The 26,367-nt window shown below is 67.7% G+C and carries 22 protein-coding genes; 8 read left to right on the forward strand and 14 right to left on the reverse strand.

Translation table 11 applies throughout. From position 1 onward, the window contains the following. Window positions 1-54: 54 nt before the first annotated feature. Window positions 55-2,478, reverse strand: a complete 2,424-nt coding sequence (locus ACUVWL_RS10925; protein ID WP_053495335.1) for a putative bifunctional diguanylate cyclase/phosphodiesterase — start codon at window positions 2,476-2,478, stop codon at window positions 55-57. 218 nt (window positions 2,479-2,696) lie between these two features. Then, window positions 2,697-4,634: a DEAD/DEAH box helicase gene (locus ACUVWL_RS10930; protein ID WP_046429684.1), complete on the reverse strand. Its 1,938-nt coding sequence runs from the start codon at window positions 4,632-4,634 to the stop codon at window positions 2,697-2,699. A gap of 266 nt (window positions 4,635-4,900) precedes the next feature. Here ACUVWL_RS10930 and ACUVWL_RS10935 point away from each other — a divergent pair, with 266 nt between their 5' ends. After that, on the forward strand, window positions 4,901-5,122 hold the full coding sequence (locus tag ACUVWL_RS10935; RefSeq protein ID WP_014036469.1) for an RNA-binding S4 domain-containing protein: 222 nt from the start codon (window positions 4,901-4,903) through the stop codon (window positions 5,120-5,122). Window positions 5,123-5,133: 11 nt separating this feature from the next. Here ACUVWL_RS10935 and ubiM read toward each other — a convergent pair whose 3' ends face one another. The 4 genes from ubiM to ACUVWL_RS10955 all read right to left on the reverse strand — a co-directional run bounded on the left by ubiM (window position 5,134) and on the right by ACUVWL_RS10955 (window position 8,560). Further along, window positions 5,134-6,312: a 5-demethoxyubiquinol-8 5-hydroxylase UbiM gene (gene ubiM / locus ACUVWL_RS10940; protein WP_014646462.1), complete on the reverse strand. Its 1,179-nt coding sequence runs from the start codon at window positions 6,310-6,312 to the stop codon at window positions 5,134-5,136. A gap of 79 nt (window positions 6,313-6,391) precedes the next feature. Further along, the gene (locus ACUVWL_RS10945) at window positions 6,392-6,781 is read right to left on the reverse strand and encodes an MAPEG family protein (protein WP_046429692.1); all 390 of its coding nucleotides are present in this window, start codon (window positions 6,779-6,781) and stop codon (window positions 6,392-6,394) included. A gap of 11 nt (window positions 6,782-6,792) precedes the next feature. Further along, complete coding sequence (locus tag ACUVWL_RS10950; RefSeq protein WP_046429681.1) at window positions 6,793-7,338, reverse strand: DUF4019 domain-containing protein; 546 nt, start codon at window positions 7,336-7,338, stop codon at window positions 6,793-6,795. A gap of 58 nt (window positions 7,339-7,396) precedes the next feature. After that, on the reverse strand, window positions 7,397-8,560 hold the full coding sequence (locus ACUVWL_RS10955) for a COG3904 family protein (RefSeq protein WP_041863185.1): 1,164 nt from the start codon (window positions 8,558-8,560) through the stop codon (window positions 7,397-7,399). A 476-nt stretch (window positions 8,561-9,036) separates the two neighbouring features. Here ACUVWL_RS10955 and ACUVWL_RS10960 point away from each other — a divergent pair, with 476 nt between their 5' ends. The 3 genes from ACUVWL_RS10960 to ACUVWL_RS10970 all read left to right on the forward strand — a co-directional run bounded on the left by ACUVWL_RS10960 (window position 9,037) and on the right by ACUVWL_RS10970 (window position 12,358). Beyond that, on the forward strand, window positions 9,037-10,515 hold the full coding sequence (locus ACUVWL_RS10960) for a DNA-3-methyladenine glycosylase 2 family protein (RefSeq protein WP_014646458.1): 1,479 nt from the start codon (window positions 9,037-9,039) through the stop codon (window positions 10,513-10,515). After that, a complete protein-coding gene (locus ACUVWL_RS10965; protein WP_005408696.1) occupies window positions 10,512-11,003 on the forward strand; it encodes a methylated-DNA--[protein]-cysteine S-methyltransferase in 492 nt (163 codons plus the stop codon). The genes ACUVWL_RS10960 and ACUVWL_RS10965 overlap by 4 nt, the downstream gene beginning before the upstream one ends. 104 nt (window positions 11,004-11,107) lie before the next feature. After that, a complete protein-coding gene (locus ACUVWL_RS10970) occupies window positions 11,108-12,358 on the forward strand; it encodes an alkaline phosphatase family protein (protein WP_046429675.1) in 1,251 nt (416 codons plus the stop codon). A gap of 130 nt (window positions 12,359-12,488) precedes the next feature. On the opposite strand, the gene ACUVWL_RS10975 is transcribed toward ACUVWL_RS10970, so the two are convergent. Together ACUVWL_RS10975 and ACUVWL_RS10980 are read right to left on the reverse strand one after the other, a co-directional pair. Continuing rightward, on the reverse strand, window positions 12,489-12,668 hold the full coding sequence (locus ACUVWL_RS10975; protein WP_004150462.1) for a 30S ribosomal protein THX: 180 nt from the start codon (window positions 12,666-12,668) through the stop codon (window positions 12,489-12,491). A gap of 110 nt (window positions 12,669-12,778) precedes the next feature. Then, window positions 12,779-13,192 carry a MerC domain-containing protein gene (locus ACUVWL_RS10980; RefSeq protein WP_008264835.1) on the reverse strand — a complete coding sequence of 138 codons (414 nt, stop codon included), beginning with the start codon at window positions 13,190-13,192 and terminating at the stop codon, window positions 12,779-12,781. A gap of 136 nt (window positions 13,193-13,328) precedes the next feature. Between ACUVWL_RS10980 and ACUVWL_RS10985 the strand changes: the two genes are divergently transcribed. From ACUVWL_RS10985 to ACUVWL_RS11000, 4 genes are all read left to right on the forward strand, one after another. After that, window positions 13,329-15,539 (forward strand): TonB-dependent receptor, encoded by a 2,211-nt coding sequence (locus tag ACUVWL_RS10985; protein WP_329768020.1) that lies wholly within the window; start codon window positions 13,329-13,331, stop codon window positions 15,537-15,539. Window positions 15,540-15,738: 199 nt separating this feature from the next. After that, window positions 15,739-16,305, forward strand: a complete 567-nt coding sequence (locus ACUVWL_RS10990; protein WP_014646454.1) for a TetR/AcrR family transcriptional regulator — start codon at window positions 15,739-15,741, stop codon at window positions 16,303-16,305. After that, entirely contained in the window at window positions 16,305-17,978 is a 1,674-nt protein-coding gene (locus ACUVWL_RS10995; RefSeq protein ID WP_032956775.1) for an MFS transporter, read from the forward strand. The genes ACUVWL_RS10990 and ACUVWL_RS10995 overlap by 1 nt, the downstream gene beginning before the upstream one ends. 8 nt (window positions 17,979-17,986) lie before the next feature. Next, on the forward strand, window positions 17,987-19,141 hold the full coding sequence (locus ACUVWL_RS11000) for an HlyD family secretion protein (RefSeq protein WP_445978341.1): 1,155 nt from the start codon (window positions 17,987-17,989) through the stop codon (window positions 19,139-19,141). Window positions 19,142-19,251: 110 nt separating this feature from the next. Here the strand turns inward: ACUVWL_RS11000 and ACUVWL_RS11005 are convergent, their stop codons facing one another. The 6 genes from ACUVWL_RS11005 to creC form a co-directional block, all read right to left on the reverse strand. Further along, window positions 19,252-19,743 (reverse strand): Fur family transcriptional regulator, encoded by a 492-nt coding sequence (locus ACUVWL_RS11005; protein ID WP_004150412.1) that lies wholly within the window; start codon window positions 19,741-19,743, stop codon window positions 19,252-19,254. A 34-nt stretch (window positions 19,744-19,777) separates the two neighbouring features. Continuing rightward, the gene (gene gltX, locus ACUVWL_RS11010; RefSeq protein ID WP_445978342.1) at window positions 19,778-21,181 is read right to left on the reverse strand and encodes a glutamate--tRNA ligase; all 1,404 of its coding nucleotides are present in this window, start codon (window positions 21,179-21,181) and stop codon (window positions 19,778-19,780) included. A 154-nt stretch (window positions 21,182-21,335) separates the two neighbouring features. Then, entirely contained in the window at window positions 21,336-22,928 is a 1,593-nt protein-coding gene (locus ACUVWL_RS11015; protein WP_445978343.1) for a M20/M25/M40 family metallo-hydrolase, read from the reverse strand. Between the two features lie 155 nt (window positions 22,929-23,083). Then, entirely contained in the window at window positions 23,084-23,494 is a 411-nt protein-coding gene (locus tag ACUVWL_RS11020; RefSeq protein ID WP_014646449.1) for a hypothetical protein, read from the reverse strand. Between the two features lie 10 nt (window positions 23,495-23,504). Further along, window positions 23,505-24,824, reverse strand: coding sequence for a cell envelope integrity protein CreD (gene creD / locus ACUVWL_RS11025; protein ID WP_049441519.1), 1,320 nt, complete (start codon window positions 24,822-24,824; stop codon window positions 23,505-23,507). 81 nt (window positions 24,825-24,905) lie between these two features. Continuing rightward, a complete protein-coding gene (gene creC, locus ACUVWL_RS11030) occupies window positions 24,906-26,366 on the reverse strand; it encodes a two-component system sensor histidine kinase CreC (RefSeq protein ID WP_032961976.1) in 1,461 nt (486 codons plus the stop codon). Window position 26,367 lies beyond the last annotated feature (1 nt).

Genomic DNA, 26,367 nt, shown 5'->3' on the forward strand with positions numbered 1-26,367 from the left:
ATTATCGCAGCCGCGGCTGCAGCCCACGTGTAGACCAAAGTCGCCGACGGGCGTTCAGCCAGCGGCGGGCGGACCTTTCACCGCCACCAGGCGCACCGGCCGCAGGTCGGCCAGGGTCATCCGCTCCAGCGGTTGCGGCCGCTCGACCGCATATCCCTGCAGGCCCTGCACCCCAAGCCGGGTCAGCGCGGCGGCGACGTCGGCAGTCTCCACCCATTCGGCCACCACCTCCATCTGCAGCTCGCGCCCCAGTTCACTGATCGCGCGCACGGTGGCATGGCTGACCGGATCGGTATCCATGTCGCGCACGAAGGCCCCGTCGATTTTCAGGATGTCGGCCGGCAGCTGGCGCAGGTAGCCGAACGAGGACAGCCCGGAACCGAAATCGTCCAGCGCCATCCGGCAGCCACGCGCCTTCACTGCATCGATGAAGGCACGCGCCTGGCTGAGGTTGCTGATCGCAGCGGTCTCGGTGATCTCGAAGCACAGCTTGGAGGCCAGCGCGCGGTTGCGCTCCAGCAGGTCGCAGACGAAGGCGAGGAAGCCGGGCTCGGCGATCGACTGCGCCGAAACGTTGACATTGCACAGGCCCAGCTGCCGCACGTGTGCCGGGCACACCTGCAGGTGCCGGAACAGCAGGCCAAGCACGTGCCGGTCCAGCGCCACGGCCATGCCATAGCGCTCCACCGCCGGCATGAACTGGCCCGGCAGGTGCAGGCTGCCATCGCTGCCACGCATGCGCACCAGTACCTCGTAGTGCAGGTAGGAGGGATCGCCGACGCGGGCGATGCGCTGCGCATACAACACCATGCGGTTTTCGGCCATGGCCAGGCTGACGCCCTGCAGCCGCTCGGCTTCCTGGCGCCGTTCCTCCAGCGCCATGCGGTTCTCGTTGAAGCAGTGCACGCGGTTGCGGCCGGCCTGCTTGGCCGCATAGCACGCGCTGTCGGCGGCGCTCATCAGCCAGTTCACATCCGGCGCATCGGCGCTGACCTCGACCACGCCGATGCTGCAGCTCAGCTGCGGGCTGCCTTCGCTGACCGGGAACGTCGCCTGCCCCAGGTTGCGGATTACCCGCTGCAGCACGCGCTTGGCCTCGTCCTGCCCGGCATGGGCCAGGAACACGGCGAACTCGTCCGCGCCCAGCCGGCCCACCCAGTCGCCATCGCGCACCGCCGCCACCAGGTAGTCGGCGAAGCTGCGCAGCATCTGGTCGCCAGCGGCGTGACCGAAGCTGTCGTTGACCAGCTTGAAATGGTCCAGGTTGATGTAGCACAGCGCGTGCGTGCCACCTTCGCTGCGCACCTGCAGCAGCGCGCGTTCCAGCAGCCGTTCGATCTCGCGGCGATTGATCAGGCCGGTCAGCGGGTCGTGGCTGGCGTGGTGCTCGATCTCGCGCGCCAGTGCATGGTTCTGGCTGACGTCTTCGATGATGGCGAACACCGACAGGCCACCGCCGGTGCTGCGCACGCCGGTGCCGCTCCAGCGGCCCCAGACAAGGCTGCCATCGCGACGGCGGAAGCGCAGTTCGCTCGGGCGCAGCTGGCGGTCCCAATCGATGCGGCCCACCCCATCGATGACCAGCTCGCCGTCCATCAGCAGGTCGCCCAGCGACAGCTGCAGCAGCATGTCACGACGATGGTCGAGGATATCGGCCATCGCCTGGTTGGCCTCGATCACCTTGCCTTCGGCATCGAGCTTGAGCATGCCGACGTTGGCCTGGTAGAACGCCGCGCGGAAACGGCTCTCGTGTTCGGTCAGGTCCTTGCCGACGCGGCGCGCCAGGGCGACCGCCATCAGGCTGATCGCCAGCACCGACAGGCCCGCCACCATCAACGTGGCCAGCCTCACCAGCGTCGCCATCCGCAGCAGCGCCTGCGAGAACGCCTGGCTCTGCACCTTCATCCGCTGGTCCAGGTCACGCAGCTGCTGCAGGTAGCGGTCGCGTGCGGCAACGGGCACCAGGTTGCCGTCGTGCCGCAGCTGCAGTTCATCGATCAGTCGCTGCAGCGCCATCAGGTCGCCATCGGTCTGCCGCCACAACGCGCTCGCTTCGCGGAATGCACCGATGTCGCGCGCGTAGCGGAACGAGAACACCAGGCGTGGGATGTCGGCACGCGCATTGCCGCCCTGCAGGAAGCCCTGCCTGGCCTTCTCCTCGTCCGGTTCGGCCTGTTCCAGCGCCAGTCGCGCCTGCAGATCGCCCAACGGCACCTGCAGGGCCTGGCGTGCGTCGTCCAGGTCCTCGGCATCGCCACGCGCCAGGTAGCGACTGAGTGCGGCAGTGGCATCCTGCTGGCCACGCGACCAGTAGCCCTGGCCGGCGATCCAGGCAGTAGAGGCCGCCTGCAGTTCCTGGATCAGGGCGGACAGTGCGACCAGTCCGATCGCCATGCCGGTCAACAACGCAAATCGCAGTCCCAGCCCCCGGGTCATCGGCACCCGCCGGCTGTGTTGGTCCGTGCCACTCCTACCCATCCCGGATCCCCCTGAATGTGCTGCGGTGACAACCTCCTTAGGAACCGGCCCAGCCTAGGACCGGCAATGTGTGGGCCATGCGAAAAAGGGGACGGAGGGGATTAAGTCGTTCTTGGCACAGGCGCATGACCAGCCAGATACGACTTAATCCCCTCCGTCCCCTTTTTCTGTCCGCCAGCCCGGGGGCTGGCGGTGGTGTGGACGGCTGCGGGTGCGGCTTAGAAGCTGCGCGGGCCGCGCGGCTTGAAGCCGTCACGACGCGGCGGGCGACTGTCGCGGTCACCGCCGCGGTCGCCGCCATGGCCGCCCGGGCCGCCACGACGCGGGCCACCCGGACCGCCCGGGCCACGCTTGTCGAAGCGCGGCTTGAACGGGCGCGGGGCCGGGTTGGTGTCTTCACCCGGAGCCAGCGCACGCATCTGCAGCTGCTGGCCGGACACCCAGACCTTCTGCAGGTGCGACAGCACGTCCGGCGGCATCTGTGCCGGCAGGTCCAGCAGCGAGAAGTCGTCGTGGATGTCGATGCGGCCGATGAAGCGGCTTTCCAGGCCGGCTTCGTTGGCAATGGCGCCGACGATGTTGGCCGGCTTCACGCCATGCTGGTGACCGACCGAAATACGGTAGGTCTCCATGCCCTGCTCCGGTGCACCACGCGGCGGAACCTCACGGCGCGGACGCTGTTCAAAACCACCTTCGGCGTCGTCACGGCGCGGGCCACGCTCGAAGCGCGGACCCCGTTCGTTGCGGTCGAAGCGATCACCACGTTCCGGGCGGTCACCACGGTCGAAGCGCTCGCGCGGTGCGCGCTCTTCGCGCGGGGCACGCACCGGCGGCTGCAGCAGGAAAGGGGTATCGCCCTGCAGCAGCTTGGCCAGCGCGGCAGCGATCTCGATGGCCGGCACGTTCTGCTCGTTCTCGAAGCGCTCCAGCAGCTGGCGGTAGAAGTCCAGGCCACCGGCGCCGAGGGTTTCGCTGATGCGCGAGGTGAACTTGTTGATGCGGGTGTCGTTGACCGCTTCCACGCTCGGCAGCTGCATCTCTTCGATCGGCTGGCGGGTGGCGCGCTCGATCTGGCGCAGCATGCCCTTCTCGCGCGGGGTGGCGAACAGGATCGCCTCGCCGCTGCGGCCGGCACGACCGGTACGGCCGATGCGGTGCACGTAGCTTTCGGTGTCGTACGGGATGTCGTAGTTCAGCACGTGGCTGATGCGCTCCACGTCCAGGCCGCGCGCGGCCACGTCGGTGGCGACCAGGATGTCCAGCTTGCCTTCCTTCAGCATGGCGATGGTCCGCTCACGCTGGGCCTGCTGCATGTCACCGTTGATGGCGGCAGCGGCCAGGCCACGCGCCTGCAGCTTGCTGGCCAGTTCTTCGGTGCCGGCCTTGGTCCGCGCGAAGATGATCATCGCGTCGAACGGCTCGACTTCCAGGATGCGGGTCAGCGCGTCCAGCTTGTGCATGCCGCTCACCCACCAGTAACGCTGGCGGATGTTGGCCGACGTAGTGGTCTTGGCCGCGATGGTCACTTCCACCGGGTCCTGCAGGTAGGTCTGCGCGATGCGGCGGATCTGCGGCGGCATGGTGGCCGAGAACAGGGCCACCTGGCGCTGCTCCGGCAGCTTCTTCAGCACCGCTTCGACGTCGTCGATGAAGCCCATGCGCAGCATTTCATCGGCTTCGTCCAGCACCAGCGTCTTCAGCTCGGACAGGTCCAGGGTGCTGCGGTCCAGGTGATCGATCACGCGGCCGGGGGTACCGACCACGATATGCACGCCGCGGCGCAGGGCCGACAGCTGCTGGCCGTAGGGCTGGCCGCCGTACACCGGCAGCACGCGGAAGCCGGGGATCTTCGACGAATAGGACTGGAACGCCTCGGCAACCTGGATGGCCAGCTCGCGGGTCGGCGCCAGGATCAGGGCCTGGGGCTTGATCTGCTGCAGGTCGATGTTGGACAGTACCGGCAGTGCAAAGGCAGCGGTCTTGCCGGTACCGGTCTGGGCCTGGCCCAGCACGTCGCGGCCTTCCAGCATCGCCGGGATGGTGGCGGCCTGGATCGGCGAAGGGGTTTCGTAGCCGATGGCGGTGACGGCCTGCATCACGGGCTCGGACAGGCCGAGCTGCGCAAACTGCAGCGGCGCTTGGGAATCTTGGGACATGGGGAACTCCGAAGGCACTGCCGTCTTCCTGGCAGTGCGATAAAAAAGGTGATGGTCCGCGCTTTGGGCGCCCTTCTTATCGCGTGCCCTGGCGCTGCTCGGTCGGAGGAGATTTCACTCGCTCAGAGCGGAATGATACCGCATTGATGCTGAACGAGGCATACAGCTTTCCTCACAGGTGCCGTCGGGCCCGTGCTGGCGCACAATACGCGCCCTCTTCCCGGCCCGGCCGCTGGCCTGCGCCCTCTTCCCAGGAACCCCGCTCCATGCAGATTCTCGAATTCGACCTCGACGGTGACTACGTCGAACTCAAGCAGCTGCTCAAGCTGGCCGATCTGGTCACCAGTGGCGGCGAGGCCAAGATGGTCATCAGCGAGGGCCAGGTACGGGTCGACGGCGAAGTGGAACTGCGCAAGGCCTGCAAGATCCGCGCAGGCCAGGTGGTCGAATTCGCCGACAGCCAGATCCGGGTGCTGGCTGCAGGCTGATCTGAAGCTGTTCAGGCCACGCGCTGGGTCAGGTGCGAGGCAATCAGCTGCCTGAACGGTGCCACGCCCTGCGCCAGGCGCAGGCCGGCCGCACGCAGCAGGCGCGCCGGGCGACGGTCGTCGGTGTACAGGCTGGCGATCGCATTGGTGGCCTCGTACAGCGGCCGCGACGCCAGCCGATGACCACGCTGGTAGCTGGCCAGCATGCCGGCGGCGGCAATGTCGGCACCACGGCGCTGCTGCGCGACGATGCCCTGCGCCAACCGCTGTGCGCTGGCCAGGCCCAGGTTGAAGCCATGCGCGGTGACCGGATGCATGCCCACCGCGGCATCACCGATCAGCGCAGAACGCTCGCCGACGAAGCGATCCGCGTACACACCCACCAGCGGATACGCCTGCGGCGTGGCCACCGGCTGCATCCGGCCCAGGCGGTGTTCGAAGCAGGCACTGATGGCCTCACCGAAGGCTACCTCGTCCATCGCCAGCAGCGCCTCGATCTGCCGCGGCGGCAGCGTGATCACCGCCGATGCCTGGCCCTCGTTGAGCGGCAGCAGCGCCATCGTGCGGCCGTAGCCGAACCACTCCCAGGCGGTGTGGTGATGGTCGCGCTCGACCTGCATGCGGCACACCAGCATCGACTTGCCGAAGTCGCGCATCTGCGCACCGATGCCGAGCATGCGGCGGGTGGCGGAGAAGCGGCTGTCAGCGGCCACCAGCAGCCGCGCATGCAGTTGGCTGCCGTCATCGAGTTTGACCACGTGGCCCTGCGCATCGGCCTGCACGCCCAGCACCTTGCGCCCGTCGAACAGCTCCAGGCCGTCCTGGCCCTGCACGGCATCCCACGCGGCGCGACGGATCAGATGGTTGGGTACCAGCCAGCCCAGCGGCTGGCCGTCGACCTGGCTGCTGGCGAAGGTCAGCGCGAACGGCGAGCCGCCGTTCATCACCCTGGCATCGCGCAGATCAGCAATTTCAGCGTGCGGCAGGCGCTGCCACAGCCCCAGCTGCTCCATGCTCTGCCGCGAGGCATGGGTCAACGCGATCTCACGGCCATCAAAGGCGGCCTCGGCCAGCGCCTGGCGCGGCTGCACTTCGACCAGCCCGACCTGCAGGCCATTGCCCGCCAGCGCACGCGCGAAACACAAGCCCGCCGGTCCGGCGCCGACCACCACCACGTCCAACCTGCGCATGCGCGCCTCCTGCCGTTGATCCAGTCCGCGCCAGCATAGCGCCGCGCGCCTGAGCGGCCTTGATCTGGATCAGGCCGACTTACAGAAGTGCGAACACCAGCGCCAGGATCGACAACAGCGACACCAGCCACACCAGGCTGCGCACGTAGGGCACGCCCGCGGCATACAGCGGCAGATAGACCACGCGCGCCCAGAAGTAGGCCTGCGCGGCCAGCGCCGTGGTGTCGTTGCCGCGACCGGCCACGACCACTGCGATGGCGGCGGCGGCGAAGAACGGGAAGGTCTCCAGGAAGTTGGCCTGCGCACGCTGCAGGCGACCGGCCAGCGGGCTGAGCGGCTTTGCATCGCCATCGCGTGCCGAAGCATTCCACTTCATCCCGCGCTCGCGGGTGACCACCGTGGAGGTGGCGAAGATGTACACGAAGCCCAGCAGTACCGACCAGGCCAGCATCGTCAGTTCAGTTGCCATCATTCACCTCCTCAGGGTGCCGACGCGCGCAGGCTGTAACCGGCCAGGCGCCACACCTGGTCCTCGTCGAAACGAAACGAGACCAGCTCGCGCACCGGCTGTGCGCTGTTGGCGAAACGGGTCGGGAAGCTGACGTTGATGTACAGCCCTTCCGGCACTGCTGCACCGGCGCTGTACTTGACCCGGGTGATGGTCGGCTGGCCACGCCCGGCCAGCGCACCCAGGCGCGTACGCTCGGCGGCCAACTGGCTGACGAAAGCGGCCTTCGGCACCGCACGACGCGCGACGGCCGAAGCGCCATCCCACAATTCGCCGGCGCGGTTGGCGTCGACCAGCTGCGCTGCCTTCACTGCGGCGGCGCCCATTTCCGCGTCCTGTTTCTGCACCTGCGCCTGTTGAGCAGCGGTCAACGCAGGGGAACCGGCGGTAGCGGGCTTCGCAGCTGCCGGCGAGGCTGGTGCCGGGCGTGCCGGGGCCGGTGCGGGCGTGGCCGGCGCAGGGGCCTGCGCCAACACGGTCAGGGGCAGCAGGGACAGCAGCAGGAGCACGCGCTTCATGGACACCGCCGGTTTTCTGGAGAGAACCGCAGTCTACGCCAGCGCGGTGACTACGCCGTCAGCGTGCCGGAGCGTTGCCCTCCACCGCTGCCGCATCAGCTTGCGCGGCGGGCGCGGCGGTGTTCGCTGGCGGCTGCTCGGCCACCGGCGGCGGCTCCGACGGTGCCGGTGGCAGCGTCGCCACATCGATCTCCGACAGCGGGCTTTCGTCCGGGCATACCGCATCCGGGAAACCGAAGCGCTGCTTCAGGGCCTGGCCGCAGCTGTTGATCGATTCCATGTCGGCGCCGTCGCGCTTGCACTGCTGGTCGAAGGCGATCAGGAACGCGTCCTTGCGCTGCACGAAGTCATCGCCGCAGGCGCGCATCTGCTTGATCCGTTCCAGATCGTCCTGCACCGCGTTGGTGCCATCCAGGCCGTACTGGCGCAGCTCATCCGGCGTCAGCAGGCGAAGGCTGCGGTTGGGCACGGTCATCATCAGATCGGCCACGCCCACCGCCACGCCATTGCGCTGCAGGTAATCCTTCACGTTGTCGTAGACCTCGTGCAGCTCGCGGTTGAGTTCCGCGCGCGAGGTGGCCTTGGAGCTGATCCGCATCATGCGATGGATGCCGACCTTGCCCGACAGCAGGCGGTTGTCACCGGCAGCCAGCACGAACACGCAGGCGCTGTGGCAGATGGAGCCTTCGCGCACCCAGATGGTCCAGCCCGATTCACCGATGCTGTCACCGGCCACGATCGCCGACTCCACCTGGCCACCACTGGAGTCCAGGTCGAGGATGCGCTTGTGGATCTTCAGTTCGTCAGCGACCACCGCCAACCGCCACATCATTTCGGCGAAGCCCGGATTGATCTTGCCGGCGTAACGCACGCGCATCAGCCCACGCTCGGCACACGGCGCCAGGGCCTGGGTGATCTGCTCGCGCTGCAGCCCTTCCAGTTCGGCACCGTCGCCGGCATCGCCCGCATATTCCGTGCTGCAACTGACCCACGCACGCCCATTTTCCAGCTGCGCCTGCGGCCACGGCCGACCCGCCTGGCTGCGCGGTGGTGCCGGTGCCGGTGGCGCGTCGGCGGCATTGATCGAAACCATGTTCTCGCCATCACTGGCCGGCGCCCGCGCTGCCTTGTCGGCAGCGGTCACGTTGCCCGGATTCTCCAGCTGACTGCAGCCCGCCAGGGCCAGGCACAACAGGGGCAACCAGCGGAATTTGGCGGACATCGGGCAACCGGGATTCATGGGACCAAGAGCCACAGTCTACCCGTCCAGGCCGCGCATTCAGCGCGTGGCACTGAACCCCTTCTGACCCTTGGGAAAGCGTGTCGACCAAGGTCGGCACCTACCAACAGCCTCAGGAACCTGTCGAAGGCGTGGTGGGTCCGGTGGCAGGGGTGCGAGCGGCATGGATGCCGCGACCAAGTCCCCAGGGGTGAGGGCGCTTTGCTTGCGAAGCACTGCTTCGCAAGCGCCCGAACGCACAGCCGCCAGCGGCTGGGCCGGTCTGGGGGTTCACGGCGTCCCCTGCCACCGGACCCACCACGCCATCCCACAGGAATCCCGCTTCTGCTGTTGCTGTTGCTGTTGCCGGCCAGCGGCCGGCACTACCGCGGGTCCGGGCGCAGCCCGGCGTGACCCCCTTCAGCATCCATGTCCGAATGTGGCGAGTATCCCCGCCCGCACCCGCCTAGACTGCCGCCATGGACACCGCCCTCGCCCTCGACACCGCCGCCTGCGACCGCGCCCGCCTGGCCCGCGACGCACGTTTCGACGGCGTGTTCTTCACCGCCGTGCGCAGCACCGGCATCTATTGCCGCCCGGTCTGCCCCGCACCGCCCCCGAAGCCGCGCAACATCACCTACTACCCGACCGCCGCTGCTGCCGCCGCCGCCGGCTATCGCCCGTGCCTGCGCTGCCGCCCGGAGCTGGCACCACAGGCCCAGCAGGCACTGGCCGGGCAGACCGTACAGCGCGCCCTGGCCCTGATCCACGGCGGCTTCCTGCAGGAGCAGCCGGTGGCCGATCTTGCTACGAAGCTCGGCCTCAGCGCGCGCCAGCTGCAGCGCCTGTTCGTCGAACGCCTGGGCGCGACGCCCGGGCAGATCCACGCCACCCATCGCCTGCTGCTGGCCAAGCAACTGCTGACCGAGACCACGCTGGCGGTGACCGACGTCGCACTGGCCGCCGGATACAACAGCCTGCGCCGCTTCAATACCGCATTCCTGCAGGGCTGCGGCATGGCCCCCACCGCACTGCGCCGCCAGCATCAACCGCTGGCCGCCGACGATGGCGGCCTGGTGCTGCGCCTGGGCTACCGTCCACCGCTGGACTTCCCGCGCATGCTGGCGTTCCTGCGCAAGCGCAGCCTGCCCGGCATCGAACTGATTGGCGAGGACAGCTACCAGCGCGTGCTGGGCACGCCGGAGCGCCCCACCCTGCTGCGCGTCACTGCCGACCCGAAGCGCCCGGAGCTGCGCCTGCAGCTGGGTGCGGTGGATCCGCGCCTGATCCCGGACATCGTGCGCCGCGTGCGTCGCGTGTTTGATCTGGATGCCGACCTGCAGCAGGTGCACGCCGCATTGGGTGAGGAACCCTTGCTGGCGCGCGGCATCGCCGAGCGCCCGGGGCTGCGCGTGCCCGGCGGCTGGGATGGCTTCGAAGTGGGCGTGCGCGCCGTGCTCGGCCAGCAGGTTACTGTTGCCGCCGCCACCACCTTCGCGCGGCGGCTGGTCGATGCCTATGGCGCGCACCTGCCGGGCATGTCGTCCGACTTTGATCGCCAGTTCCCGGCACCCGAGGTATTGGCCGAGGCGCCTCTGGAATCAATCGGCCTGCCGCGCAGCCGCGCCGCGACCGTGCGTGCACTGGCCACCGCCTGCGCCAGCGGCCAGCTCGACTTCGGGCCCGGCCAGGCGCTGGAAGAGTTTGTTGCCCGCTGCGTGGCACTGCCCGGCATCGGCCCATGGACCGCGCAGTACATCGCTTTGCGTGGCCTCGGCCAGCCCGATGCCTTCCCGGCCGGCGATCTTGTACTGCAGCAGGTCCTCGGCCACGCGCAGGGCCAGCGCCTGAGCGAACGCGCAACCGAAGCGCGCTCGCAACCGTGGCGTCCCTGGCGCGCCTACGCCGTGCTGCACCTGTGGCACCTGTCCGGCACATTCGTTGGAGAACCGACATGACACTGTTGTTCGATCGTTTCGACAGCCCGATCGGCGTGTTGACCATCGCCGGCGACGAGCGTGGCCTGTCACACGTGCTGTTCCCGGAGAACCGCCACCCCGCGCGCGGGCGTGATGACTGGCATTACGCACCGGATGCCTTGCCGGAAGCACGCGAGCAGCTGCTGCAGTTCCTGCACGGCGAGCGCAACAGCTTCGACCTTGTGCTGGCGCCGCGTGGTACGCCGTTCCAGCTGCGCGTGTGGCAGGCGCTGGCGCTGATTCCGTTCGGCCAGACCTGGAGCTACCTGCAACTGGCGCAACACCTGGGACAGCCCAGCGCGACCCGCGCGGTGGGCGCGGCCAACGGGCGCAACCCGTTGCCGATTATCCTGCCCTGCCACCGCGTGATCGGCAGCAACGGCGCGCTGACCGGCTTCGGTGGCGGCCTGGAAACCAAGGCGGCGCTGCTGCGGCTGGAACAACGCCAGGCCCCGCTGTTCGCCTGAACATCGGGGTCAGATCCCTTTTCCCGTGGAAAAGGGATCTGACCCCGGGCGATCCTGGCGCGCCGTGTCTTGGGCCGGTAATTGCACCGGCTTATCATGCACGGATGACTTCCGTACGCCTGACCTGTTCGCTGGCGCTGCTGCTGCCATTGGCTGCCTGCACCACTGCGCCTGCCCCTACCGCCTCCGTTCCCACGTCCGTCGCATCGGCCGCACCGCCGAAGCTGCTGCTGATCTCCATCGACGGCCTGCGCGCCGATGCGCTGGACCGCGGGCTGACCCCGAACCTGCAGCGGATGATCGACGGCGGCGTGCGCGCCCGCTGGATGACACCGTCCTATCCTTCCCTGACGTTTCCCAACCACTACACCATCGTCACCGGCCTGCGCCCGGACCACCATGGCATCGTCAACAACAGCATGGACGATGAAGCGCTGGGCCGTTTCGAGCTGAGCAACCGCGAGGCCGTCACCACCAGTGCCTGGTGGGGCGGTGAACCGATCTGGGTCGGCGCCGAGAACGCCGGCGTGCGCACCGCCACGACGTCGTGGCCGGGCAGTGAATCGGAAATCCGTGGTGTGCGCCCCAGCCAGTGGCGCATCTACGACGGCAAGGAACCGCTGGAGCAGCGTGCCGGTATCGTGCTCGACTGGCTGGCACAGACCGACGCCGATGCCCCGCGACTGACCACGCTGTACATGGAGCACGTGGACAAGGCCGGGCACAACTACGGCCCTGGGTCGAAGCAGTACGCCGACGCCATCGCACGCGCCGACCTGATCGTCGGCCAGGTGCTCGACGGCCTGCAGCAGCGCGGCCTGGCCGCCACCACCAATGTGATCGTGGTGTCCGACCACGGCATGGCCAGCGTCGCCGACGGCCACGTGATCGCCACCGAATCGATGGCCGACCCGTCCATCGCGCGCAACGTCAGCCAGGGCCAGTCGGTGGGCTTCGCGCCAGTGGCCGGTCGTGAGGCTGAGGCCGAACGCGCCCTGCTCGGCCGCCATGCGCACTACGAGTGCTGGAAGAAGGAGAACCTGCCGGCGCGCTGGCACTACGGCACGCATCCGCGGGTTCCGGCCATCGTCTGTGCGATGGATGAAGGCTGGGATGCGCTGCACCGCGAGAAGATCGCCAAGCGCGCGAAGCAGGACCGTGGCTCGCACGGCTACGACAACGCCCTGCCCTCCATGCGCGCAGTGTTCGTGGCCAGCGGCCCGTCGTTCCGCCAGGGCCTGGTGATCGACGGCTTCGACAATGTCGACGTCTACCCGCTGCTGGCCCACCTGCTGCAGGTGCCGGCCGCGCCGAACGATGGCAATCCGGAAACGCTGAAGCAGACCCTGCGCTGAATTCCCTGTAGAGCGAGCCCATGCTCGGCTGCATTACGCCAGCCGAACATGGGCTCGGCCCTGCAGGAACGTGCATAAAAAAACGCGGCGCCAGGCGCCGCGTTTTCCTTGGACCGGTCGGTCGGCCTGATCAGGCCTTGGCGACGGCCTTCTTCGCCACGGCCTTCTTCGCCGGAGCCTTGGCCACGGTCTTCTTGGCAACCGGGGCGGCGGCGCCTACGGCGACCTTGCTCGCGGTGTGCGAACGGGCGTTGCCGTAGCTGGCGTTGTAGCGCTTGCCCTTGGCGGTCTTGCGGTCACCCTTACCCATGTCTTCAACTCCTCAAGTGTGAAATCTGGTTACCCCGTACTGACACGGGTTCGGCGGGGCCGCCTTGCTGGGCGCCCCCGCGCACGATCGGAAATCCTATCACGGCGTGCCTAGTGCGCGCAGCTTGCGTCGTGCACGTGGCCGTGGTTGAGGCGCAGGTTGACCAGGTGGGCAACGCCCACCAGCAGGCCGCCGATGGTCATCACCACCGCATGCGGCACCGCATTGTGGTGCAGCGGGTCGTACAGCACGCCGGCCCACAGCGCGACCAGGCCGGGGATCAGGAAGCCGAGCGCACGCAGCGCACCGTGGCGGCGATAGCCCCAGACCAGGCTGAACAGCCCGAGCAGGGTCACGAACACCACCAGCGCCTGTTCCACGCCATCGCTCAGCCAGAACGACAGGCCCAGCGACGGCGCCGCCGCCAGCAGCACGGGGATCACCGCGCAATGCACTGCGCACAGCATCGAACCAGTGGCACCGAAACGGTCGAGCAGGTGGCGCAGGCGTGAGGACAGGGACATGACTTCCAGCAGGGTCGGCGAATCGTTATGGAATAATATAACATCCCTCTCCGAACCGCACGGTTTTCCCTCCCCCTGTCCCCTCGACGGGATTCGTGCGCCCTGCGATTGATACATTGTAACAAAGGACCTGCCCATGCCCGCCCACACCCCTCGGCTCAAGCCGCATTCCCTGGCCCTGGCCCTCGCCGCCCTGTTGCCGTCCGTCGCCTTTGCAGCCGGCCAGGACACCTCCCACCGTGACCGCCACCTGACCGAACTCTCCTCGGTACAGGTCACCGCGTCGCCGCTGCAGGGCGATGCCGAATCCCTGGCGCGCCCGGTGGACGTGCTGGCCGGTGAGCGCCTGGACGAGCAGAAGGCCGGCACCCTGGGCGATACCGTGGCCAAGCTGCCCGGCGTACAGAGCACCTTCTTCGGCCCCGGCGTCGGCCGCCCGATCATCCGCGGCCAGGAAGGCCCGCGCGTTGCCGTGCTGTCCAACGGCATGGGCAACATGGACGCCTCCACGGTCAGCGCCGACCATGCCACCAGCATCGAGCCGTTCCTGGCCGACCAGATCGAAGTGCTGAAGGGTCCGGCCACGCTGCTGTTCGGCAGCGGCGCCATCGGTGGTGCGGTCAATGTGGTGGATGGCCGCATCGCGCGCGAACTGCCGGAGCGCCCGCTCAGCGGCCGCGCCGAGCTGCGCGGCAACTCGGTGAACAATGAGCGCAGCGGCATGTTCCGCCTTGATGGTGTCAGCGGCAATGTCGTGCTGCACGTGGATGGCCTGGTGCGCAATGGCGACGACTACCGCATTCCCGGCTACGCGGTGATCGACAGCCTTGAAGACCACCATGACCACGATCACGACCATGATCACGATGCAGCCGAGGGCGAAGAACCGCGCCGCGGCCGCCTGGACAACAGTTCGATCCGCACCCGCGCCGGCGGCGTCGGCGCAACGTGGCTGGGCGACGGTGGTTACTTCGGTGTGTCGGCCAGCACCTATCGCACCAACTACGGCATTCCCAACGGCGCGCACGTGCATGCCGATGGTGATGACCATGGCCATGACCACGGTCACGACCACGGCGATGAAGAGGAAGGCGGCGACGAGCATGACGTGCGCATCGACATGGTGCAGAACCGCTTCGAGACCAAGGCCGGCATCTACAACCCGGTCTCGTTCCTGAAGAACATCAACGCACGCGTGGCTTACACCGACTACGAGCACGTGGAGCTGGAGGCCGGCACGCCGTCGACGCGCTTCACCAACCGTGGTATCGAAGCGCGCCTGGAAGCCGTGCAGCAGCAGATCGGCGGCTGGGACGGCGCGTTCGGCCTGCAGTTCGGCAACAGCGATTTCGGCGCCAAGGGCGAAGAGGCGTTCGTACCGGATACCGGCACCAGGAACATCGGCCTGTTCGTGCTGCAGGAAAAGCAGTTCGGCCCGTTCAAGCTGGAACTGGGTGGCCGCCACGACCAGGTCAAGCTGGACCCGACCGGTGACTACCGTCGCCGCACGTTCGGTGCCACCAACCTGTCTGCCGCCGGTATCTGGAAGCTCAACGATGCCGTTGACCTGCGCATCGGCGTGGACAGCTCAGAGCGTGCACCCACCAACGAAGAGCTGTACGCCGCCGGCGCGCACATCGCCACCCGCTCGCTGGAGATCGGCGACGCCAACCTGAAAACCGAGCGCGGCCAGCGCGTCGAACTGGGCATCCATACCCACAGCGATCGCCTGGACTTCTCCGCGTCGGTCTACCAGACGAAGTTCAAGGACTTCATCTACCTCGCCGACACCGGTGTTACCGAAGGCCTGCCGGTCCGCGCCTGGACCCAGCAGGACGCGGTGTTCCGCGGCGCCGAGGCCGAAGCGCTGGTGCACCTGTTCGAGGGTGGCGCCGGTGACTGGGATCTGCGCCTGTTCGGTGACTATGTGAAGGCCAAGCTGGATGGCAGCGGCAGCCGCAACCTCGACATCGCCGTGCCGCACGGCGACCACAACCACAATTACAACGTGGAGCTGGCCAACACCGGCTACCTGCCGCGTATCGCCCCGGCCCGCGTGGGTGCCGACCTGCGCTGGTCGAAGGACGGCTGGCGCGCCTCGGTCGGTGCGGTGCGTTACAGCCGCCAGAAGGACGTTGCCCAGAACGAAGCCCCGAGCGACGGCTACACGCTGGTCGACGCGCACCTGGCCTACCGCTGGGATCGCAACGCGGGCAACAGCTACGAGGTGTTCCTGGATGGCAGCAACCTGACCAACCGCGAAGTGCGCCCGCATACCTCGCTGCTGCGCGACTACTCGCCGCTGCCAGGCCGTGGAGTCGCATTCGGGATCCGCGCGTTCTTCTGATCGCGCAAGGCGGGGTCGGATCCCTTTCCGAAGGAAAGGGCTCTGGCACCACCCCATTGCACGGGGGCCTTCGGGCCCCCGTTTTCATTCCGTCCCACGCCATCACGCATCCGTCACAAAGGTGTGCGTACGACAACAACCGGACAATCCCGTCACTCAAAGTCTCGCCAATCGGACACTTTTGTCCGAAAATGATCCCATGACCGCTCAACGTGCCGATGCTGCTGCCCGCCGTGCCCTCATCCTCGACGCCGCCGATCATGTCTTCGGCCAACATGGCGTCACCGCCCCGCTGGATCTGGTGGTCGAACGCGCCCAGGTGGGCCGCGCCACCCTGTACCGCAACTTCCCCGACCGCACCGCGCTGATCCAGGCGCTGCTGCAGCGCACGGTCGACCGCATCCGGCGCCAGGTCGAACAGCTCGGTGACCGCGATGACGCCCTGTTCGAGGTGTTCGAGGGCATGGCCCAGCGCATCATCGATTCGCCGGCACTGGCCGATTACTGGCGTGCGGTTGATTCGGACGTGCCGTCCATGCGCGCCGCGCGCGAGACCGTGCGCGACCTGCTGGAGGAACCGATCGCGCGCGCCAAGGCCGCCGGGCTGTGCCGTGACGACCTGGAAAAGACGGATATTTCACTGATCTCGGGCATGCTGGGTGCGGCCCTGCGCGGCAAGACCCGCGACGAGCGCGCCCAGTTGGCCGGGCGTGCCCTGCAGCTGCTGCGTGGGGGTCTCCAGGGAGCTGCCAGCGAGGCCCGTTGATGGTCCAGCCGTATCTGAAGCCGGTTCCGGATTGGGAGGAGCATGAGAAGCCGACCATGCCCGGCTCGGCGTCGATGCCCTGGCACCCGCCGTACCGGCGCGCGGCCTATGCGCTGGTATCGTTGCTGGTGGCGATCACCGGCGGCCTCGGCAATGCGCTGGTCACCGCCAACCTGCCGTTCCTGCAGGGCCAGCTGGCGCTCACTCCGACCCAGGGCAGCTGGCTGGTGGCCGCGTATGCGATGGTGAATGTCACCGCCAACCTGCTGGCCTTCAAGTTCCGCCAGCAGTACGGCATCCGCCTGTTCGCCGAGATCGGCCTGGGCCTGTATGCGGCGCTGGCGGTGCTGCACCTGTTCGTCGGCAGCTTCGAGACCACGATGCTGACCCGAGCCGCCAGCGGCTTCGCGGGTGCGGCCTGTTCCACACTGGGCACGCTGTACATGCTGCAGGCGCTGCCGCGCCGATTCACCGGCAATCTCCTGGTGGTCGGTGTCGGCCTGTCGCAGCTGGCGGTGCCGATCGCCTGGATCGTTTCACCAGGCCTGGTCGATACCGGCCAATGGCACCAGCTGTACTCCTTCGAAGCCGGCCTGGCCCTGTGCGCGTTCGCGGCAGTGGTGGTGCTGAAGCTGCCGCCGGGCATCCAGGTAAAGGCGTTCGAGCCATTGGACTTCCTCACTTTCGCCCTGCTCGCGCCGGCGGTCGCGCTGCTGGTGATCGTACTGGCGCAGGGCTACACGCGCTGGTGGCTCAACACCCCATGGCTGGGCTGGGCGCTGGTCGCCTCGATCGTGCTGTCCACCACCGCCTTCATCATCGAACACTACCGGCGCAATCCGCTGCTGCAGATCCGCTGGCTGTCGAAGCTGCCGGTGCTGCACTTCATCGTCGGCGCGTTCCTGATCCGCTTCCTGACCACCGAGCAGTCCTACGGCGTGGTCAACCTGATGCGCACGCTGGGCATGGGGCCTGACCAGATGCGGCCGTTGTTCGTAGTGATCCTGGCCGGGGTGATCGTCGGCATCGCCGGCGCCTCGCTCACCTTCGGACCGAAGCGGCTGATCGCGCAGCTGCTGATGGCGATCCTGCTGCTGGGCGCCGCCGCGTTCTTCGACCAGCACCGCACCAGCCTGGACCGGCCGCACGACTTCTACGCCAGCCAGTTCCTGGCCTCGGTCGGTGCCGGCATGTTCATGGGCCCGCTGATCATGCTCGGCATCTCCGCCGCGTTGAAACAGGGCGTCGACCACATGATCACCTTCCTGGTGACGCTGTCGATCACGCAGACCCTGGGTGGCCTGGCAGGTTCGGCGGTGCTGGGGACCTTCCAGCTGCATCGCGAGCAGCTGTATTCCAGCGCGCTGACCAGCCAGCTCGATCCGGCCGATCCGGTGGTCGCGCAACGGCTGCGCATCCAGCAGCAGCTGTACGCTGCGCAGATCACCGACCCGGTGCTGCGCAGTGCGCAGGGCAGCGCGCAGCTGGCGCAGACCACGCGCCGCGAAGCCAACGTGCGTGGCTTCAATGACGTGTTCACGCTGAGCGGCTGGCTGGCGATCGGCTTCCTGTGCTGGTTGCTGCTGCTGTCGCTGCGCACCGCCGTGCTCAAGCAATGGCGCAAGCGCCACCCCGCCCTTTCCACCGCGTCCACGCCGGCCGCGTCCCGTTGAGTCCTCCCATGCCTCCCGTCCCGCCCCGCCCCGACGACACCGACAACGTCACCCCACCGCCGCCGACCGACGCGGCGCCCGCGGCCACGCCGGTAGAACCTGCGGTCGCGCCGAAGTACCTCAAGCCCAGCGCCCGCAGCGTGGTGGTGATGGTGGTAGTGGCCTTGCTGGGCATTGCGCTGATCCTGCGCGCCTGGCACCTGTGGCCGTTCACCAGCAGCGTGAGGGTGACCGATAACGCCTATGTACGCGGCCAGATCACGGTGATGGCGCCGCAGGTCAACGGCTATGTGACCGAAGTGCTGGTGAAGGATTTCCAGCATGTGAAGCAGGGCGAGCCGCTGCTGCGCATCGATGACCGCATCTATGCGCAGCGCGTGGCCCAGGCGCAGGCGACGCTGGACAGCGCGCGCGCGGCGCTGGCCAACTCGGACCAGTCACAGGCGCAGAACCGCGCACAGATTGCCTCCGCCCGCGCCACGCTGTCGGCTGGCCAGGCCGAACTGCAGCGTTCGCGCAATGAATTGAAACGCTACGAGGAACTGGCGGCGCAGCAGCTGGTGTCCATCAACGACCGCGACAAGTTCCGCACCACCCAGGCGTCGGCACAGGCCAGCGTGCAACAGTCGCAGGCGCAGATCCGCATCGCCGAGGAAACGCTGGTGTCGACCCAGGTCGCGCGCAAGAGCCTGGAAGCGCAGGTGGAAAGCGCGCAGGCGCAGCTGGAACTGGCCCGCATCGACCTGGCCAACACGGTGATCCACGCACCACGCGACGGCCAGATCAGCGAAGCCAGCGTACGCGTGGGCCAGTACGTCGCTGCCGGTTCGCAGCTGCTGTTCCTGGTACCTGACACGTTGTGGGTGGTGGCCAACTACAAGGAAGGCCAGACCTGGGGCATGGCGATCGGCCAACCGGCGACGTTCTCGGTGGACGCGTTCCAGGGCCAGGTGCTGCGGGGCCGCGTGCAGGAGATCGCCCCAGCCACCGGGTCGGAGTTCAGCGTGCTGCGCCCGGACAATGCCAGCGGCAACTTCACCAAGGTGGTGCAGCGGCTGCCGGTGCGGATATCGATCAACAGGGATCAGAAGCTGGCAAAGCAGCTGCGGCCCGGCATGTCGGTGATCGTGCGAGTGGATACCCGGTCCAAGCCGATGGACTAGGACGCAGGCCCTGCCGCACCGGTATGAAACGGGGTCAGATCCCTTTGCCAGTGGCAAAGGGATCTGACCCCGTTTCCAAAATGCCGGCCAGCGGCCGGCCCTACCGTGCGTTAGCCGGCGCAGCGCGCGCAGAGGCCATGCACTTCCAGCGTCTGTGCCTGCGGCTGGAAGCCCAGCTCCTTGGCGCGCTTCTCCAGCTGGGTGACGATCTCGCGGTCTTCCAGTTCCACCGCGCTGTGGCAGCTGTTGCAGATCAGGAACGGCACCGAATGCGCGGCACTGCTGGGATGGTGGCAGGCCACGAAGGCATTGACCGATTCCAGCTTGTGCACGAAGCCATTGGCCATCAGGAAGTCCAGCGCGCGGTACACGGTGGGCGGGGCATCGGCGCCCACGCCCTTGCCGTTGCGCACCCATTCCAGCAGCTCGTAGGCCTTGACCGGCTTGCCAGCCTCGGCGATCAGCTTCAGCACGTTGGCGCGGATCGGGGTCAGGCGCAGCCCGCGTTCGCGCGAGACACGCTCGACCACCGCCACGAAATCCGATGCGTCGTGGACATGGTGGTGCGGGGCGGTACAGGCAGTGGCGGTCTTGGCGGGCATGCGTGTTCTCCGGTTCGGGCCTGGCAAGGATGCCTCAGGCCGTTGCTACCTTGGTGATGGCCACATCAATGCGTTTCAAGGCCTGCTCGCGGCCGGCCAGGTAAACGGTATGGGAGATGTCAGGACTGACCTGGGTGCCGGTGATCGCCACGCGCAGCGGCTGGGCGACCTTGCCCATGCCGATCTCCAGCGCTGCGGCCGCGTCGTGCAGGGCGACGCCCACCGACTCGGCGGTCCACTCCGGCAACGCTGCCAGCAGCTCGCGGGCCTTGCCCAGCGCCACCTCGGCACCGGCCTTGAGGTGCTTGGCCACCGCCGCTTCGTCGTACCCGGTCAGCGGCTGGTACCAGACCACGGCCTTCTCGGCCATTTCCTTCAGGGTCTGCACGCGTTCACGCAGGGCGATCACCACATCCTCCGGGGCCGGGCCGGCGGCCACGTCCAGGCCCAGCTTCTGCAACTGGTAGACCAGGTGCGGCACGATGGCGGCCACGTCCTCGGTCTTCAGGAAGTACTGGTTGACCCAACCCAGCTTGGCCATGTCCAGGCGCGAGGCCTTGGAATTGCAGTCCTTCACGTCGAACAGGTCGATCAGTTCCTGGCGGCTGAACAGCTCCTGGTCACCGTGCGACCAGCCCAGGCGGGCCAGGTAGCTCAGCAGCGCGTCGGGCAGGTAGCCGGCGTCCTTGTACTGCATCACGTCGGCCGCACCGGTGCGCTTGGACAGCTTGGCGCCCTGCTCGTCCAGGATCATCGGCATGTGGCCGAACTTCGGCACCGGCGCACCAATGCCCTCGTACAGGTTGATCTGGCGCGGGGTGTTGTTGATGTGGTCGTCGCCGCGGATGACCTCGGTGATGCCCATGTCCCAGTCGTCCACCACCACCGCGAAGTTGTAGGTGGGGTAGCCGTCCGGGCGGAAGATGACCATGTCATCCAGCTCGCTGTTGGCGATCTCGATGCGGCCCTTGATCAGGTCGTCGAACACCACCGTACCTTCCAGCGGGTTCTTGAAGCGGATGACGCGGTTCGGGTCGTCCTTGTACGGCAGGCCCAGTTCGCGTGCAGCGCCGTTGTAACGCGGCTTTTCCTGCCTGGCCATGGCGGCCTCGCGCATCGCGTCCAGCTCTTCGCGGGTTTCGTAGGCGTAGTAGGCCTTGCCGTCGGCGATCAGCTGCTCTGCCACTTCCCGGTAGCGGGCGACGCGGTCGGTCTGATAGATCGGGCCTTCGTCGTAGTCCAGGCCCAGCCACTCCATCGCCTCCAGGATGGCGTCGATCGCGCCCTGGGTGCTGCGTTCACGGTCGGTGTCCTCGATGCGCAGCACGAACTCGCCGCCACGGTGGCGGGCCTCCAGCCAGCAGTACAGCGCGGTGCGGGCACCACCTATGTGCAGGTAGCCGGTGGGACTGGGGGCGAAGCGGGTGCGGCAGGTCATGGACGGCTCGAGGAACGGGAATCCCCCGATTTTACCAGCCCGCCGCCCCCGACGGAAAAAGGGGACGGAGGGGATTAAGTCGCGATTGCCCAGCCCGTGGGCACTGCAACCGGGAAACGGAGGGGAGATGCGACTTAATCCCCTCCGTCCCCTTTTACGGTTCCACCTTGCGCGGGAACGGCTGCTCGCGCATCGCGGCGTTGTAGGCGAACGAGGCGACGATGGCTGCGGCCTGCTTCAGGTCTTCCGGCTCGGCGTGGTCCCAGGTGTCCAGGTGGCTGTGGTGGACATTGGTGAAGTAGTCCAGCCGGTCCTGGATGAACTGGAAGCCCGGCAGGCCGATGCGGTCGAAGCTGATGTGGTCGGTGCTGCCGGTGTTGCGGGTCGCCACGGTGGTGGCGCCGACGTCATGGAACGGCGCCAGCCAGGCTTCGAAGATCGGCATCGCCGCCAGGTTTTCCTGGGCGTAGATGCCCCGGAAGCGGCCGGAGCCGTTGTCCATGTTGAAGTAGACCTGGAACTTGCTGTAATCGCGGGTCTTCTGCAGTGCACCGGTCGGCTCGCGCAGCGACGCCGGCAGCGCCTTCTGCGCCGGGTCGGTGGGCTCCGGGAACCGGCCGAAATGCTTGGCCACATAGGCCTGCGAGCCGATCAGGCCCTGCTCTTCGCCGCTCCACAGCGCCACGCGGATGGTGCGCTTGGGCCTGGCGCCGGTGGCCTTGAGGATGCGCATGGCCTCCATCATCACCGCCACGCCTGCGGCGTTGTCGGCCGCGCCGGTGCCGCTGTGCCAGGAATCCAGGTGCGCGCCGATCATCACCACTTCATCAGGCCTGCCGCTGCCGCGGATCTCGGCCAGCGTGTTGTAGCCGGGCCGGTCGGCATCATCGGTGAAGCGCGCGGCCACATCCACGCGCAGGCGCACGGTCTGCCCGGCCTTCAGCGCGCGCACCAGCGGGTTGAAGTGCTCGCTGATCATCGCCAGCTCGGGGATGCCGACCGGCTCGCCGGCCTTGCGCGAACCACCACCGGCAACGCGGATGATGCCGTTGTCCCAGCTGCTGATGCTGATCGAGGCCAGCGCCCCTTCTTCGACGAAGAACGCATTGACCTTGGTCGCCAGCTGCTGGCGTTCCTGGTACTCCTTGACCCGCTTGGCGCGCTCGGCGGTGGCGTCCTGGTCCTTGGGCAGGGTGAACGCCTGCAGGCCTTCCAGCGAAGTCGCGTCATGCCGATGGGAATCCGGCTCGGTGCCGCGCTTGTACTCGCGCGCCTCGCCCAGCAGCAGGATCTTGCCGCGCAGCTTGCCGCGGTACTTCTCGATGTCTTCGGGCTTCTTGATCTCGACCTGGACCAGCTCGCCTTCAACCGGGCCCTGGGTGCCAGGCGTCCACGCCTTGGGCAGTGCGTGCAGCGGCTGCACACGGTCACCCAGCATTTCCACGCTGGCCGAGGTGAACTCCCAGCCACGGCCAAAGTCATCGAACGCTTCGTCGTGGACGTTGTCCAGCTTCCATTCGTTGAACTTGCCGCGGGTCCACGCGTTGGCGCGGCCCATCGCCGGGGAGTTGGTCAGCCGCGGGCCGATGCGTTCGGTGAGATAGCTGAAGGTGTCCATCACCTGCGAACGGTGGAAGGCCTCCTGGCGGATGCGGCTGACCATGTCCAGGTCCACCGTCTCGCGCTGCTGCGCCGCTGCATTTCCACCCATCGCCAGCGCTACGGCCAGCACGCCCCACTTCAACACATCGCACCCCTGCCTTCCGGCCTGCTCATCAACCCATCGAGTCTAGCCAGCAGCGGCGCCGCGATACCGTCCCATCGGTCATGGGCGGCGCGGAAGCGTGCGAACCAGGGTTCGCCCCCACAGAAGAGTGGTTGGGTCGCATCTGCCAAACCACCTCACCCACTCCACCCCAGCCACAGCTGCGCCCGCTCCGGCAGCAGCAGCAACCAGTGCCGCCGGTCGATGCTGCTGCAGCCATACACCGCCGCATGCGCGGGCCAGTCATCGGGCAGGCCACCGATGCCGATTTCCGCAAGTGCTTCCGCCCCGGCCTTCCATGGCCGGTAGCGCGGCACCTTCCCCGCCAGCGCACCGCGTCCCTGCCGCGCGCCCTGCAACCAGGCCAGGCCCTTGCCCTGCAATCCCTCGCAGGTCACCGCGGCCAGCTGGAAGCGGACCAGACCGGGGGCGATCCGTGCCCCCGGCAGGGCCGCCAGCACGCCATGTGCCTGCAGCAGTGCATCCACTTCCAGCAGGGCCGGAATGCCCTGCCGCGCCCGTTGCCGCAATCCCTGGCGCCAGCTCATGGCGTGCTCCTTACTTCAGGTCCGCGCCAAGCGCGTACCAGTCGACCCGGCGGGTCACCCACATCGCCAGCGCCAGGATCACGAACAGCAGCAGCGATCCCATCAGCAGTGCGTTGTTCTCCGACACCAGCAGGCCATACAGCGCGCCGTACAGCACGGTCAGCAGCGCAGCGAAGCCAAGGCCGCGCTTCCAGTGGCCCAGCACGTTGGCCAGGTACACCGCCTGCAGGCCGATGCAGGCCACGGCCGAGACCAGGTAGGCCTTCCAGAACGCGATGTGCTCGGACAGGCTGATCAGCAGCAGGAAGAAGATCGCCAGCGCCAGGCCGACCATCAGGTACTGCAGCGGATGGATGCGCAGCGACTTGATCAGTTCGAACAGGATGAAGCCGACGAAGGTCAGCACCACGAACAGCACGCCGTACTTCGAGGCACGGTCGGCCTGGGTGTAGGTATCGACCGGATCGACCAGCGACACCGTCACGGCCTGCGAATCGATCGTCCCCTCGCTGCGCAGCTGGCGCTGTGCATCGGAGGCCAGCGAGGACACCGCCCAGCGTGCTTCGAAGCCCTGTGCATCGACACGCCGTTCGTTGGGCAGGAAGGCGCCGCTGAACGACGGATGCGGCCAGCTCGACCGCAGCGCGATCCGGGTGTCATCGCCCACCGGCACCACCGACAGCATGCGGCTGCCATCCAGGCGCAGCTCCAGTTCAACGGTGCTGGCGGCCAGCGCGCCGCCCTGATCCGCGGCGAAACCGCTCACCGGCGCATGCAGGCCACGTCCGATTTCGCTGGCCACGCCTACACCGGGCAGCAACCGCAGCTGCTTGCCGTCCACCCGCAGGTTCGGCGTGCCCACCAGGCCGCGCACATCGGAAACCCCCAGCGCCACATAGGGCTGGCCATAGGTGCGGCCGTTCTTCACCGGATAGTCGTCTTCGGCGAAAGTCGCCTTCAACTGGCCATTCCAGCTGTACACCGGCACCTTGAACAGGCCGACCTCGCGCTGGCTCGGCAGCATCTCGCCGCCCACCTCCAGCGACGCCGGCATCTGCAGCCAGTGGCCCTCGGTCACCTGGATCTCGGTCTTCTTGACGCCCAGCGGGTCAACCAGTTCAACCTGCTTGCGTTCCACCCACGGCACCACCCGTACCGGGCCCACCAGCTGCTGCGTGCCGGCACGGCTGTCGGCCACCCGGGCAAAGGCCTCGTCGCGGTACTGGCTGCGCTCGGTGATGACCCCGCGGATCATCATCAGCGGCACCAGCAGCAACAGGATCAGCCCGCCGACAATGGCGAACCTCAGCAGCATCTTCAGGGATTTCATGGTCCATCCTCGTTGGAGAGGGCTGCAGGATGGACCGCTGCGGTGAGCAGGGTTTGTGGCGAAGTTGAAGCGAGTGTGAAGTCAGCGGCGCGGACGCTGGCCCGGCACTGACAACGGCAGCCACAGGCTGGCCACGGTGCCACCGCCGTCGCGCGCGTCGAGGCTGGCGCGACCATCGTGCAGGCGCGCGACCTCCTGCACGAACGGCAGGCCCAGGCCGGAACTGCGCCGGCCGCTGCCCGGGCGGGCAAGCGAATAGAAGCGTTCGAACACCCGTTCGCGCGCGTAGTCGGGAATGCCGGTACCGCGATCCGCCACCTGCAGGCGCACGCCCTGCCCGTCCACCTCGGCCTGCAGTGCGATGTCCGCGCCGGGCGGTGAGAAGGCAATGGCGTTGTCGATCAGGTTGTGCAACGCCTGCCGCAGCAGATAGGCATCGCCCTGCACGCGCAGGTCGGGCGCGCTGCCGATGCTGACCTGCACGCCGGCCGCCTGCGCACGCACCTGCGCCGCCGCTGCCGCATCGGCCAGCAACGTTGGCAGCGCGATCGGATCGCGGGTCTGCAGCCAGCCGTGCTGTTCCACTTCGGCCAGCGCCAGCAGCTTGTCGATGGTCTCGGTCAGCCGCTCCTGCTGGTCGACGATGCTGCGCGCGAAATGCACGCGGTCGGCCTCGGGCAGCGGCTCCTGCAGCAGCTCGGCGGCACCGCGGATCGCCGCCAGCGGGCTCTTCATTTCATGCGTCAGTGACTGCACGTACTGTTCGACATAGGCCTTGCCCTCCAGCTTGCGGCGCATGGTTTCCAGCGCCTGGCCCAGGTCGCCGATCTCGTCGCGGCGGCGCCGTGGCGGTGGCACCGGTTCGCCGGCGCTGACCGCGCGTGCATAGCGGCTGAGCTGGCCGAGGCCGGTGGTGAGCCACATCGTCACCAGCACGCCGACCAGCGCCGACAGCCCGATCAACCAGGCGCCGCGCTCGATGATGGCGCGCTGGCTGGCGGCGATGAACGGATCGATGCTGCGGTTGGGCTGGGCCAGGCTGAGCACGCCGATCAGGGTGCGCCCATCGGCCGGGTCGTATACCGGCGCCGCCACGTGCATCACCGTATCGCCTTCTTCGCCTGGTATTTCCGGGCTGGAGCGGGCGCCGTACTCGCCACGCAGGGTGCGGTAGACATCGTTCCAGCGCGAATTGTCACGCCCGAGGTCGCGGCCCAGCGAGTCGTAGATGACGATGCCCCTGGCATCGGTGATGGTCACCCGGTAATCCAGCGATCGCTTGGGAAAACGCCAGACCATCGCCTTCAGGTCGCGCTGCCGCGCCTTGGCCAGGTTGCGGGTGAAGCTGCCGCTGCGGATGGTGCCGTCCTTGACGTCGGCGGCGGCCATCTCGGCCAGCACGTTGGCCGCATCGACCAGGGTCGATTCCATCGCCTGGCGCACACCGGGCTTCACCTCGTTGACGAATACGCGCATCACGAAGAACGCGGCGATGCCGGTGATCAGGAAGAAGCCGAGGAACAGCTTCAGTACCAGGCGCATC

Source organism: Stenotrophomonas muris, assembly GCF_052751275.1.